This is a genomic window from Dysosmobacter sp. Marseille-Q4140, assembly GCA_018228705.1.
Lineage (GTDB): Bacteria > Bacillota > Clostridia > Oscillospirales > Oscillospiraceae > Oscillibacter.
Genome location: CP073694.1, coordinates 393176 through 406780 on the forward strand (window position 1 = coordinate 393176; position 13605 = coordinate 406780).

Consider the following 13605-nt stretch of genomic DNA (forward strand, 5'->3'; position numbering starts at 1 on the left):
CATTGGAACAGACGAAACAGCGCATCGTGGTGAAGGTGGGCACCTCCACCCTCACCCATGAGTCCGGGGCACTGGACCTTCGGAGCATGGAGCACCTGGTCCGGACCCTGGCGGACCTGCACGGCGCCGGGAACGACGTGATCCTGGTGACCTCCGGCGCCATCGCCGTGGGCACCGCCAAGCTGGGGCTGGCCGAGCGGCCCAAGGAACTGCGGATGAAGCAGGCGGCCGCCGCCGTGGGCCAGTGCCGGATGATGCACATTTACGACAAGCTCTTCTCCGAGTACAATCGCTCCGTGGCCCAGATCCTGCTGACCGGCGACGACGTGGAGGACCCGGACCGGGCGGAGCACCTGCGCAGCACCTTCTCCGCCCTGCTGGAGATGGGGGTCATCCCGGTGGTCAACGAGAACGACTCCGTCTCCTCTGCCGAGATCGAGACCGGCCGCCACAAGGTCCTGGGCGACAACGACACCCTCTCCGCCATCGTGGCGGCCCTGTGCCGGGCGGACCTGCTGGTGCTGCTCAGCGACATCGACGGCCTCTACGACGCCGACCCCAAAACCCATCCCGGCGCGAAGCTGCTCCATCGGGTGGAGGCCCTGACGCCGGAGATCCTGGACATGGCCGGCGGCGCCGGCAGCTGGCGGGGCACCGGCGGCATGGCCACCAAGCTCTCCGCCGCCCGCCGGGCCATGGAGGCCGGGTGCGACATGGTCATCACCAACGGCAAGCGGATGGAGGACCTCTACGGCATCGTGGAGGGACAGGACATCGGGACCCGGTTCATCGCCAAACGCGAAGCATAAAGAGAGCTCCTCCCAACTTTTCACTCTCAAACTCAAAAGGGGTGCATTGATATGACGGATCTGCAAAAGCAGGGTGCGGCGGCAAAGGCCGCGTCCTATACCCTCTCCACCGCCGGGACGGCGAAGAAGAACGCCGCCCTGGAGGCCATCGCCAATATTCTGACGGAACGGCAGGACGAGTGGCTCTCCGCCAACGCCGCCGACGTGGCCGCCGCGAAGGAGGCCGGGATGCGCCCGGCCATGCTGGACCGGCTGACGCTGAACGCCGAACGGATCGCCGGCATCGTGGACGGCGTGCGGCAGGTAGCGGCTCTGCCGGACCCCATCGGCAAGGTGGACAAGATGGAGAGGCGGCCCAACGGCCTCATCATCGGCCGGCGGCGGGTGCCCCTGGGCGTCATCGCCATCATCTTCGAGGCCCGGCCCAATGTCACCGTGGACGCGGCGGCGCTGTGCCTCAAATCCGGGAACGTGTGCATCCTCCGGGGCGGCAAGGAGGCCATCCGGTCCAACCGCTGCGTCACGGAGCTGATGCGCCAGGCCCTGGAGCAGGCGGGCCTCCCCGCCGACTGCATTTCCCTGGTGCAGGACACCTCCCACGACACCGCCAATGAGCTGATGCACCTGGACGGATACGTGGACGTGCTGATCCCCCGGGGCGGCGCGGGCCTCATCCGGGCGGTGGCAAAGGAGGCCAGCGTGCCGGTGATCCGCACGGGAGAGGGCGTGTGCCACGTGTATGTGGACGACGAGGCGGACCTGGACATGGCGGCGAAAATCCTCTATAACGCCAAGTGCTCCCGGCCCTCGGTGTGCAACGCGGCGGAGTGCGTCCTGGTCCACCGGGACGTGGCGGCGGACTTCTGGAAGCGGGCCCTCCCCCTGCTGGACGAGAAGGGCGTGGAGCTGCGAGCGGACCAAGAGGCCCTGGCGCTGCTGGGCACCCGGGCGCTGCCTGCCCAGGAGAGCGACTGGGACGCGGAGTACGACGACTACATCCTGGCCGTCAGGACCGTGGGCGGCATGGAGGAGGCCATCGATTTCATCAACGCCCACGGCACCCAGCACTCCGAGGCCATCATCACGAAGAACTACTTCAAGGCCCAGCGGTTCCTGGACGCGGTGGACGCGGCGGCGGTGTATGTCAACGCCTCCACCCGCTTTACCGACGGCGGCGAGTTCGGCCTGGGCGCGGAGATCGGCATTTCCACCCAGAAGATGCACGCCCGGGGCCCCATGGGCCTGGAGGAGCTGACCAGCTGCAAATACGTGATCTACGGCGAGGGCCAGGTGCGCTGACGCACCGGTCCCGTCTGGGAGAAAGAAGGTACTATCATGGTGAAATTCGGATTCATCGGCACCGGCAACATGGGCGGTGCCCTGGCCAGGGCGGCCCGGAAGAAGCTCTCGGGCAGCGACATCCTACTGGCCAACCGCACGGCGGCCAAGGCGGAGACGCTGGCCGCGGAGCTGGGCTGCCGGGCCGTGGACAACGCCGCGGCGGCAGAGCAGGCGGTGTTCCTCTTCCTGGGCGTGAAGCCCTATATGGTGGCGGGCCTCATGGAGGAGATCGGCCCGGTGCTGGCGGCCCGGAAAGACCGGTTCGTGCTGGTGTCCATGGCGGCAGCCCTGACCATCCCAGATCTGCGGCAGCGGGGCTGCGGCGACTGGCCCGTCATCCGCATCATGCCCAACACCCCCTCCGCCGTGGGCGAGGGCGTGATCTTCTACACCTGCGACGGTGTGACGGAGGAAGAACTGGCGGCCTTCCTGGAGGCCATGTCCGGCGCCGGGCGGCTGCTGCCCCTGGACGACCATCTGATGGACGCCGGCAGCGCCGTGGCGGGCTGCGGCCCGGCCTTTGTGGACCTCTTCATGGAGGCCATGGCCGACGGCGGCGTGGCCTGCGGTCTCAGCCGCCCCATGGCCATGGAGTGCGCCGCCCAGACCCTGATCGGCGCGGCCAAGCTGATGCTGGCCACGGGCACGCACCCCGGCGCCCTGAAGGACGCGGTATGCTCTCCCAGCGGCGCCACCATCCAGGGTGTGCGGACGCTGGAAAAGGCCGGGTTCCGGGGCGCGGTCATGGACGCGGTGATCGCCGCCTATGAAAAAAGCGCGCAGATGAAATGAGCAGCAGCGGACCGTCCCGACGGAACGGTCCGCTGTTTTGCAGGTGGGCGCGCGGTGGCTCTGCGCGGAAGCACTCCTCTCTATGACCCCGCTTCGGGCAAAGAAAAAGAGGCGCTGCATACGCAGCGCCTCTTTTGTCAGTCTGATTTGGAATACACGCTCAGGCGGCAGCTTCCTCGGCGGTGCTGTCCGCGCGGTACAGGAAGGTCACGATCTGGCCGCGGGTGCACACATTCTCGGGAGAGAAGGTGGTGCCGTCGCCGGTGCCCTTGGTGACCTCCTGGGCCACGGCCCAGTTCACCGCGGCGGCATAGTCGGCATCAGCAGCCACATCGGTGAAGGAAGCGGCAGCGGCGTCATCGGGAGAGCCGGCAGCCATCCACATGAAGTACACCGCCTGGGCACGCGTGCAGGCCGTGTTGGGGACGAAGGTCTCGTCGATCATCTTCTTCTCAAAAGCCCACAGGGCGGCCTTGTAGTAGTAAGCGTCGGCGCTGACAGCTTCGCCGAAGGGATTCTCGGTGGTTTCGGCGGCAGGCTCGCCGTTGGCACGCCACAGGAAGGTCAGAATGTTGGCCTCGGTGCAGTTCTCACCGGGGACAAAGGTGGTCTCCGTGCGGCCGGTGGTGATGCCCTCTTCCACGGCCCACAGAATGCCGTCATAGTAAGCGGAGGTCTCCGCCACGTCGGCGAAGGGGTTCTCGAAGGGCAGCTCCACAGTAATGCGGCCGGCGGGCTCGCCGTAGGCCTCAGCAGTGACAACACCCTTGAGCTCGGTGGTGATGTAGTCCATGACCACCTCGTCCATGGGAATGCCCAGGTCGTAATTCACAGAGGCAGCGGCAAAGGCGTAGTAGGTATCACCGCCGGCGGCCATGAAGTCGTTGGTGGCGATGGAATAAGTGGCCTTGGGATCGAAGGCCTTGCCACCCACGGTCTCGATGGTCACACGCTGGATGCTCTTGGGTCCGTAATAGGTGGAGCCGGGATACAGGTCGCCCTGGTCATAGGCCACGGTGGTATCCACAGTGAACTCGATGCCGCTGACCTGGGGGAAGCCGCCGATGGCAGCGGGGGTGCAATAGGTGGATGCCTCCAGGGCCTCCAGCAGCTCGGCGCCGGTAACCTTGACGATGCCCAGGGTATTGCCGAAGGGCAGCACGGTATTGATATCCTTCTTGGTGATATTGCCGGCGGCGATGCTGGCACGGATGCCGCCGCCATTGGTGACGGCCGCGTCCACAGTCTCGCCGTTCTTCTTGGCGCCCCAGACCAGAGCGTCGCAGATCAGATCGCCCAGATTGGTCTCCTCAGTGCGGTTGCCGGGGTCCTTTTCGCCGTTGAGAGCAACCTCGGTCTTGGCGAACACGGTGCCGTAATCGTCGTCGATCTCCTTCTGGATGGCGGCGGCCCGGGCGGCGATGTCGGCGTCCTCGGCGGTCAGGTCGGCCAGAGCGGTAACGGTGGCGCTGATGGACTCGCCGTTGATGGTGACCACACCCACGTTCTCCAGCTTGGTGCCGGTGGAGGTGACGGCGGTGCCGGCGATACCGGCGGCCTCGGCCGCAGCGGTGACCTCGCCCAGGGTGGAGTGAGAGTGGCCGTCGATGAACACGTCAATGCCGCTGACCTTCTTCAAAAGGTCGATGGAGCGGTTGCCGGTGGACTCGTCGTCAATGCCCAGATGGCCAAGGCACACGATGTAATCGCAGCCCTCGGCCTCCAGCGCAGCCACCTGCTTCTTGGCGCAGTCAAACAGCTTGTCCTCGGCCAGGAAGGTCACGCCCTGGATCTTGGCGGGATGGGCCTTGGTGGCGGTTTCCGGGGTGTCCAGACCGAACACGCCGATCTTGGTCCCGTCGGGAGCGGTGAACACCACATTGTCCTCAAAGGCCACCTTGCCATTGTAGAGGACGTTGGCATCCACGATGGGGAACTCGGCCGCGGCGGCCAGGGTCTTCATGTTCTCATAGCCGTAGTCGAACTCATGGTTGCCCATGCTGACCACATCGTAGCCCGCCATGTTCATCAATTCCACGGCGGTGGCGCCCTCCGACACGCTGACGGTGGGATCGCCCTGGATGAAGTCGCCGGCGTCCATCAGCAGGACATAGGCGCCCTTGGCCTCATAGGCATTCTTCAGCGCCGCCACCTTGGCATAGCCGGCGATGGCGCCGTGAACGTCATTGGTGTGCAGAATGACGATCTGACCGTCCATGGTTTTCTCTTCCGTCTCTTCCGCATGAGCGGTGACAGCCAGAGAGAACACCATGGCCACAGCCAGAAGCAGGGACAGGATCTTTCTTCTCATTTCCGTATTCCTCCTTCAAACTCATTCGCTGCGAATTCCATGCAGTTCGGATATGTTTTCAGTATAGCACATTCTCCAAAAACGGAAAGTCAGAAATCTGCAAAATTCCCCCATTTTTTATGAGCAAAATTTACAGAATTACATAAAGTTTTTTGTATTATCCATGCAGCCGCATTTTCCCCCGCCGCCTCTGGTAATCCGACGGTGCCGGTGGTATACTAAATAAAAATGACCAGCGGCCGGTCCTCCGGCCCAGAAAGGGAGGTTTTTATGCGGACATTGCTCAAGGGCGGCACGGTAGTCTCCGGCTCCGGGCAGAAGCGGGCCGACGTGCTGATGGAGGGTGAGAAGATCCTGCGGATGGGGCGGGACCTCACCGACGCGGACCAGACCGTGGATGTGAGCGGCTGCCTGCTGTTCCCCGGCTTCATCGATGCCCATACCCACTTCGACCTGGATGTGGCGGGTACCACCACCGCCGACGATTTCTACACCGGCAGCCGGGCGGCCCTGCGGGGCGGCACCACCACGGTGATTGACTTCGCCTGCCCCAACAAGGGAGAGTCCCTGCACTACGGTCTGGACCTTTGGCACCGCAAGGCCGACGGCCGGACCTTCTGCGACTACGGCTTCCACATGACCATCGACGACTGGAACGAGGGCATCCGGGCGGAGCTGCCGGACATGTTCGCCCAGGGCATCTCCTCGTTCAAGATGTATCTGACCTACCCGGCCATGATGATCGGGGACCGGGACGTGTACTGGGCGCTGAAAGAGCTCAGGACCCTGGGCGGCATCGCCGGGTTCCACTGCGAGAACGCCGGCGTCATCGACGGCATGATCGCCGAGCGCAAGGCCGCCGGGGAGCTGGGCCCGGCCTCCCATCCCCTGACCCGCCCGCCCTATCTGGAGGCGGAGGCCGTGAGCCGCCTGCTGCGCATCGCCCAGGCGGCGGACTGCCCGGTGGTCATCGTGCACCTGACCAACCGGGAGGCCCTGCGGGAGGTGGCCGCCGCCCGGAAGCGGGGTCAGAAGGTCTATGTGGAGACCTGTCCCCAGTACCTGCTGCTGGACGAGTCCGTATACTTCAACGAGGACTACTCCTCCGCAGCCCGGTATGTCTGCGCGCCGCCCATCCGGGACAAAGCGGAGCAGGAGCAGCTGTGGAAGGCCCTGCGCCGGGGCGAGATCCAGACCATCTCCACCGACCACTGCTCCTTCACCCTGGCCCAGAAGGACATGGGGCGGGAGGACTTCACCAGGATCCCCGGCGGCCTTCCCGGCGTGGAGACCCGGGGCGAGCTGATCTTCTCCTACGGCGTGGCCAAGCGCCGCATCAGCGCCGCCAAAATGTGCCAGCTGCTCAGTGAGAACCCCGCCAAGCTGTACGGTCTGTTCCCCCGCAAGGGCGTGCTGCGCCAGGGCGCCGACGCCGACATCGTGGTCTACGATCCCGGTGCCAGCCATGTGATCCGGGCGGAGGACTGCGTTGCCAACGTGGACTACAACCCCTACGAGGGCTTCGTCACCTCCGGCGGTATCCGCCAGGTGTGGCTGCGGGGTACGCTGTCTGTGGAGGACGGGAAGGTCCTGGCCCAGGAGCCTGCGGGCAAATACATGGTCCGGGGCAAGAACTCTCTGTAACAAGTACAAAAAGGAGGGGCGGCAGCTGCCGTCCCTCCTTTTTATCGGATCTTTCCTTATTCCGCCGCGTCGGGCTCGTCCCACTGGACATCCACGATGGTGCCGTCGGAGAACTCAATATACTCACTTTTGAGGATGTAGTCGGTCTTGCCGATACGGACCTCCTGGTCCCCCACCTTAGTGGTCATCACCTCGCCGGCAGCGGTCTCCGTGGTAGCGGTGAAGAGCAGCGTCACATGCTCCGGATCCTCGATCCACTGCCCGTCAGGCCCCAGCACGTAGTAGGGCTCCTTCTCCACGCTCTCGATCTGGCCGCCCACCAGGGCGCCGGAAGCCATCAGCGGGGAGGGCAGGTGGCTCTGGCAGGTCTCATACAGCTCAGCGGGCACGCCCTCGCATTTGACCACATAGGTGACCTTCACTGCATTCTCCTCGGCCTGTTCCGCCGCGCCGGTGCGGCTGAGCAGCTTCCATCCGGCGAAGGCCAGCACCGCCAGAATCAGGAGCACGGCGATGATATCGATTACGTTGAATTTTCCGATGCGTTTTGCTTTTTGTTCCATGGTATCCTCCGTAAAGGGCCCTGGGGCCCCGGATTTTAGCGGACTGTCTTATGGACAAGCTCCGAGAGGTATTGTATAATATTTTCCGCTGTTTCACAAGTCCCAAACGAAAGAAAGGCATCTCATGAACGTCATTCATCTCATCAGCGGCGGCGACTCCGGCGGGGCCAAGACCCACGTGCTGAGCCTGCTGCAAAACCTGAATCAACAAATCCACGCCCAGCTGGTCTGCTTCCGGGAGGGGCCCTTCGCCCAGGAGGCCCGGGACATGGGCATCCCCACCATGATCTGCGAGGGCAACAACGTGCTGCGGACCCGCCGCCAGCTGACCGCTTATATCCGTCAGGGCGGCTATGAGCTGATCCACTGCCACGGCTCCCGGGCCAACATGATCGGCGCTCTGCTGCGCCGGACCACGGGAGTGCCGGTGGTGACCACCGTTCACAGCGACTATCGTCTAGACTACATGGGCCGTCCTCTGAGCCACCTGATCTTCGGCACCATCAACGCCTGGGCGCTGCACCGGCTGGACTACCGCATCGGCGTGTCCGACGCCATGGTGGACCTGCTGATCTCCCGGGGCTTTCCGGCGGATCGGTTTTACGCCATCTACAACGGAATCGATTTCACCCCTGCCCCCGACCAGGGGGAGCGCTTGACCTATCTGCGGCAGCTGGGAGCCGACGTGGATGAGGACTCCGTGGTGGTGGGCATCGCCGCCCGGCTCAATCCGGTGAAGGACATGTCCACCCTGGTGCGGGGCTTTGCCGCCGCCTACAAGGAGTGTCCCCGGCTGCGTCTGGTCATCGCCGGCGACGGCGAGGAAAAGGAGAAGCTCACCGCCCTGGCCGCGGAGCTGGGCGTAGCCAAGCAGGTGACCTTTGCCGGCTGGATCAGCGGCGGCATGGACCGGTTCTACGCCGCTCTGGACGTCAACGCCCTGACCAGCCTGTCCGAGACCTTCCCCTACGCTCTGACCGAGGGTGCCCGGTTCCACCTGGCCACGGTGGCCACCGCCGTGGGCGGCATCCCCTGTCTGATCGACCAGGGGGTCAACGGCTACCTGTTCACTCCCGGCGACTGGCAGGAGCTGGGCCGCCGGCTGGCGGAGCTGGGCCGGGACGACGCTCTGCGCCGGCAGCTGGGTGAGAAGCTCTATCAGAAGGCCTCCACCCAGTTCTCCATCCAGCACACCGTGGACACCCAGCTCCACATCTACCGGGAGATCCTCCGCCGCCACCGCCGCCCCGCCGCGGCCCGGGACGGCGTGGTGATTTGCGGCGCCTACGGCCGGGGCAACGCCGGCGACGACGCCATTCTGGAGGCCATTCTCCAGGAGATGCGCGCCATTGACCCGGATATGCCCATGACGGTCCTCAGCAAGGACCCCAAGAGCACCCGCCTGACCTACCGGGTCCGGGCAATCCACCGGTCCAACCTGCCGGCGTGGCTCATGGCCATGCACCAGGCAAAGCTGTATATCAACGGCGGCGGCAGCCTCATCCAGGACGTGACCTCCCGCCGGTCCCTGTGGTTCTATCTCCACAACATCTCCGCCGCCAAGCGGGCCGGCTGTAAGGTGCAGATGTACGGCTGCGGCATCGGCCCCGTTACCAGGGACAGCCACCGCCGCCTGGCTGCCAAGATCCTCAACCGCTATGTGGACGTCATCACCCTGCGGGAGCCGGACTCCCTGGCGGAGCTGCGGGCCATGGGCGTCACCGAGCCGGAGATCCTGCTGACGGCAGACCCGGCCCTGACCCTCTCCAAGGCCCCGGAGGACGAGATCGACAGCGTATTGCTGCGCGCCGGCATCCCGCCCCACGGAAAGTATATCTGCTTCGCCCTGCGGCGGTGGAAGGGCTTCGAGGAGAAGGCGCCCCTCTTCGGCGCGGCGGCGGAGTACGCCTACCGGACCTACGGCCTGACCCCGGTGTTCGCCGCTGTGGAAAAGCATCTGGACCCCGGCGCCGGGCAGATGGCCGCCCGGGGGCTGTCCGTGCCACACTACTTCCTGGACGACGCCGGCGGCGCCGGCACCATCATCGGCGCTCTGAGCCGGATGGAACTGGTGGTGTCCATGCGCCTTCATGCCCTGATCTTCTCCGCCGGGCAGGGCATCCCCCTGGCGGGCGTGGTGTACGATCCAAAGGTCTCCGCTTTCCTGCGCTACATCGGCCAGGAGCTGTTTGTGGATCTGCAGGATCTGACCGAGGCGGACCTGCGGCATATGATCGATCGCTGCGTCGCCCAGGCCAGGGACCCCGGCACTCAGGCCGCGGCGGTGGCCCGGCTTCAGGAGATGGAGCGGGGCAATGTGCGCACGGCCCGGCGGCTGCTGGGCCTGCCGGAAACTGAGAAAAAGAATGAGGGAAGCAAATGAAGATCATGGTATATGAGGTCCGCGCCGACGAGCGGGCGGAGCTGGAGCGGCAGAGCCGGGCGCTGGGGGTGGAGCTGATCCTCAGCGAGGAGGTGCCCACCGCGGAAAACGCCGCGCTGGCGGCGGGCTGCGAGGGCGTGTCCATCCTGGGCCAGGGCCGCATCGACGCTCCCCTGCTGGACGCCTACAAGGCCCTGGGCGTGGAGTACCTCTCCACCCGTACCATCGGCTACGACCACATTGATCTGGACCACGCCCGCGCCACCGGCCTCCGGGTGTGCAACGCCAGCTACGCCCCCAACGGCGTGGCGGACTTCACGGTCATGATGATCCTCATGTGCCTGCGCCACTACAAGCAGGCCCTGTGGCGGGGACAGGTCAACGACTTCTCCCTGACGGGTCTCCAGGGCCGGGAGATGAAAGACTTGACCATCGGTATCATCGGCACCGGCCGCATCGGCGCCCAGGTGATCCGAAACCTCTCCGGCTTCGGCTGCCGGATCCTGGCCTATGACCTGCGGCAAAACCCGGCGGTGGAGCCGCTGGTGACCTATGTGGACTTTGAGACCCTGCTGGCCCAGTCCGACGTGATCTCCCTCCACATGCCTCTGCTGGAGTCCAACCGCCACATCATCGACCGGGCCGCCATCGCCAGGATGAAGGACGGCGTGGTGATCGTCAACTGCTCCCGGGGCGAGCTGGCGGACATCGAAGCCCTGATCGAGGGCATCGAGACCGAAAAGATCGGCGCGTTGGGCATGGACACCGCCGAGGGCGACGAGGGCATCATCCACGCCGACCACCGGGTGGACATCCTGTCCAACCGCAACTGGTTCTATCTCCACCAGTTCCGCAACGTCATCATGACCCAGCACATGGCCTTCTACACCGACGCCGCCGTATCCAGCATGGTCCGCTGCGGCATCGAGGGACTGTGCCAGATGGCCCGGGGCGAAATCTGCCCCACGGAGCTGACGGGGCGCTAACGGGTATCGCCGCAGCGGCTGCGCTGAACAGCGATGGTGGCCAGGGTGTCCCCCAGCTGGGTCAAAATGGCTGCTGTCAGACTCAGGTCCTCATCCTCCAGACGGGCCGCAATGGCCACCGCCAGGGTATTGACCGCCGTGGTCAGGGCCGCCGGGTCACAGTCATTAAGGCGCATCTCCATCCCTCCCCTGCCACCTTATGAGCAATGGGCCGCGTTCAGCCCATCCATCCTGCAAAAAGCCCGGCGGAGCGCCAGAAGGCGCCCGCCGGGCTCTTTTATACATTCATACGGGAAACCCTCATAAGATCTCGTTGTCCTCGCCCGCGTGGTGGGCATTGGTTTGGACATTGATATACCGGGCTTTCAGCTTGGAGTAGAGGATGGTTTGGCTGGAGTAGAGGCCGTTGTAGCCGGAGAGCATGTAGCTGACGCCGCAGGCCAGGGCAAAGTACAGCAGGCCGCCGTCTCCGAACAGCTCCACCGACAAAAAGATGGAGGCCATGGGGCAGTTGACCGCCGCGCAGAACACCGCCACCAGTCCCACCGCGGCGGCAAACTCCGCCGACAGGCCCAGCAGAGGCCCAGCCACACAGCCAAAGGTAGCCCCCACGAAGAAGGAGGGCACCACCTCGCCGCCCTTGAAGCCGGCGCCCAGGGTGATGGCCGTGAACAGGATCTTCAGCAAAAAAGCCCCAGGATGGGCGCTCCCCTGCTCCACAGCGGCGGTGATGACCTCCATGCCGGCGCCGTTGTAGTCGGTGGTGCCGCAGAGATAGGTCAGGGCAATGATGGCGCAGCCGCCGGCCACCGCCCGCAGCCAGGGGTTCGGTATCCGCCGCTTGAGCTGACGCTCCGCCCCGTGGACGGCGCCGCAGAAGATCACCGACACCAGAGCGCATCCGGCGCCCAGCACCGCCACCCGCAGCAGCGTGCCGCCCGCCAGCTCCGGCGCCTGCACCGCAAAGCGGGTGGGCTCCACCCCCATCTCCACGGAGATCCAGTAGGCCACCAGCGAAGCCGTCAGACAGGGGATCAGCGCGGCGTGGTACATGACGCCGATGCTGATGACCACGATGGCGAAGATGGTGGCGGTCAGAGGTGTGCCGAACAGGGCGGCAAAGAAGGCCGCCATGCCGGTCATGGTAGCGGTGCGCATATCCCGGTCGTCCAGGCCGAACAGATGGCCGGTGTAATAACCGATGGTGCCGCCCATCTGCAGCGCGGCACCTTCCCGTCCGGCGGAACCGCCGCACAGGTGGGTCAGCACCGTGCTGAAGAAGATGGCGGGTAGCAGCCAGATCCGCAGGCTCTTTCCATGGTGGACGGCGTCGATGATGTCATTGGTGCCCTGGCCCTCGGTCTTTGTCAGCTTGTACAGGCCCACGATCGCAAGGCCCGCCAGGGGCAGGCACCAGAGCAGCCAGGGATGATCCTCCCGCAGCGCAGTGGCCTCATGTACACCGATGTGGAACAGGGCCCCCACCACGCCGCAGCAGCAGCCGGTGACGGCGGCCAGCAGCAGCCACTTTGCAAGCGCCCGCGCGTACAGTCCGATGTGGGCCAGCAGGGCCAGCAGCCGTTTCCAGTATCCTTCCAGCATAGCGCCCTCCGCCTCAGGCCCGGGCCGCCAGCAGCGGCTCCTGCTCCCGGCCGTCCAGCCGGGTCTCCAAGGACTCCGGGTCCTTCAGATAGCGGCTGAAGGCCGCGAAGAACCGTGAGTACTCGATACCCGTGGCGATCCGCTCGTCCATGACCACGCCCAAGGGCATCTGCTTTTTCCGGCTGCCCGGGGCCGCCATGGGATCCGGCACCGGCTTGCCCATGCACACGAACACGCTGGTGGTGCCGAACTCGTAGCAGTGGTGGAAGATGTAGCTGGTGTTGATGGAGGCCAGGTTGGTGATGAACAGGCTGGTGTGGAAGGGGCTCAGGTCGATGATCTTCCGGGGCAGCAGCCCGTGGAGATCCAGGTGGTATGCCAGCCAGAACACGAACCGGGCCAGGCCCGGCACGGCAAAGGCGAAGTTTGCAAATTTGTCCGTACTATTGTTATGGGTTACCACGCTGTTGCGGTCGATGTGCTCCTTGATCTTGCGGCTGATGGTGAACACCGTATCCTCCGGCTCCAGGAAGATCTTCAGGGTGGTCTCGTCCGGCGTGCCGTCGGCCCGGGTCTTGAGGATCACGAAGCTGAAGCAGAAGTGGTTGCGCTTGTAGATCTTCCGGTTCATGACGAAGCAGTTGACCTTGGGGTTCTCCAGCGCCGCCTTATAGTAGGCCGCCACCAGAACGCTCATATGGGTCACAGACATCCCCTCCCGCCGCTTGCGGCGGATGTAGGACTTGATGAGGTCCTCGTCCACAGTGTCACTGGCCCAATTCTGGGCGTCAAAACGGCGGGGCATGATATAGGGCAGTGCCTGTACGATAGGCGAAAGACCCTTCATCCGGGTTCCATCCGGTCTCATGGCGTTTTCCTCGTTCTTTCCTAAACTACGGGCCTGCCGGCCCACACACATACACGTTTAGATTATACCGCACACGGCATGTTTTTGCAACGGTGTCCGGTCAAAAGCCCCGATTTCCGGTCGTGCGCTCGTCCGCCACATTCCGGATCAAGTCATGTCTCCCCTCCGGCCCGCATAGACTGGGACGGGCTTTCCGAAAAAGGTCCACTTCTTTTTTGTTGATTATTTTGAATTCTGTGTTATACTGAAACTGAACAGGCATTTTTGCCAAGAGAGTGCCGAAAAATCAACGATTGTTTGGAGGAA

The 13605-nt window shown here is 64.6% G+C and carries 11 protein-coding genes; 6 read left to right on the forward strand and 5 right to left on the reverse strand.

What is annotated here, in order from left to right; all coding sequences use genetic code 11:
* The first annotated feature begins 2 nt into the window (after nt 1-2).
* Genes proB through proC form a run of 3 tightly spaced genes read left to right on the forward strand, consistent with a single transcriptional unit; the run spans nt 3 to nt 2942 of the window.
* Nucleotides 3-809, forward strand: a complete 807-nt coding sequence (gene proB, locus KFE19_01900) for a glutamate 5-kinase (protein ID QUO38301.1) — start codon at nt 3-5, stop codon at nt 807-809.
* Nucleotides 810-860: 51 nt separating this feature from the next.
* Complete coding sequence (locus KFE19_01905) at nt 861-2108, forward strand: glutamate-5-semialdehyde dehydrogenase (protein ID QUO38302.1); 1248 nt, start codon at nt 861-863, stop codon at nt 2106-2108.
* A 36-nt stretch (nt 2109-2144) separates the two neighbouring features.
* Complete coding sequence (gene proC / locus KFE19_01910; protein QUO38303.1) at nt 2145-2942, forward strand: pyrroline-5-carboxylate reductase; 798 nt, start codon at nt 2145-2147, stop codon at nt 2940-2942.
* 160 nt (nt 2943-3102) lie between these two features.
* Here the strand turns inward: proC and KFE19_01915 are convergent, their stop codons facing one another.
* Nucleotides 3103-5253, reverse strand: coding sequence for a 5'-nucleotidase C-terminal domain-containing protein (locus KFE19_01915; protein ID QUO38304.1), 2151 nt, complete (start codon nt 5251-5253; stop codon nt 3103-3105).
* 270 nt (nt 5254-5523) lie between these two features.
* Here KFE19_01915 and hydA point away from each other — a divergent pair, with 270 nt between their 5' ends.
* Nucleotides 5524-6897 (forward strand): dihydropyrimidinase, encoded by a 1374-nt coding sequence (gene hydA / locus KFE19_01920; protein QUO38305.1) that lies wholly within the window; start codon nt 5524-5526, stop codon nt 6895-6897.
* Nucleotides 6898-6953: 56 nt separating this feature from the next.
* Here hydA and KFE19_01925 read toward each other — a convergent pair whose 3' ends face one another.
* Nucleotides 6954-7460, reverse strand: a complete 507-nt coding sequence (locus KFE19_01925) for a DUF4330 domain-containing protein (GenBank protein ID QUO38306.1) — start codon at nt 7458-7460, stop codon at nt 6954-6956.
* A gap of 124 nt (nt 7461-7584) precedes the next feature.
* On the opposite strand from KFE19_01925, the gene csaB reads away from it, so the two are divergent.
* Nucleotides 7585-9843 (forward strand): polysaccharide pyruvyl transferase CsaB, encoded by a 2259-nt coding sequence (gene csaB, locus KFE19_01930; GenBank protein ID QUO38307.1) that lies wholly within the window; start codon nt 7585-7587, stop codon nt 9841-9843.
* Nucleotides 9840-10829, forward strand: a complete 990-nt coding sequence (locus KFE19_01935; protein QUO38308.1) for a lactate dehydrogenase — start codon at nt 9840-9842, stop codon at nt 10827-10829. The genes csaB and KFE19_01935 overlap by 4 nt, the downstream gene beginning before the upstream one ends.
* Here the strand turns inward: KFE19_01935 and KFE19_01940 are convergent.
* The 3 genes from KFE19_01940 to KFE19_01950 all read right to left on the reverse strand — a co-directional run bounded on the left by KFE19_01940 (nt 10826) and on the right by KFE19_01950 (nt 13299).
* Nucleotides 10826-11005 carry a hypothetical protein gene (locus KFE19_01940; protein QUO38309.1) on the reverse strand — a complete coding sequence of 60 codons (180 nt, stop codon included), beginning with the start codon at nt 11003-11005 and terminating at the stop codon, nt 10826-10828. The two genes, KFE19_01935 and KFE19_01940, sit on opposite strands and share 4 nt — an antisense overlap.
* 124 nt (nt 11006-11129) lie before the next feature.
* Nucleotides 11130-12431: a chloride channel protein gene (locus tag KFE19_01945; protein QUO38310.1), complete on the reverse strand. Its 1302-nt coding sequence runs from the start codon at nt 12429-12431 to the stop codon at nt 11130-11132.
* A 13-nt stretch (nt 12432-12444) separates the two neighbouring features.
* Entirely contained in the window at nt 12445-13299 is an 855-nt protein-coding gene (locus tag KFE19_01950) for a hypothetical protein (protein ID QUO38311.1), read from the reverse strand.
* Nucleotides 13300-13605: the final 306 nt, after the last annotated feature.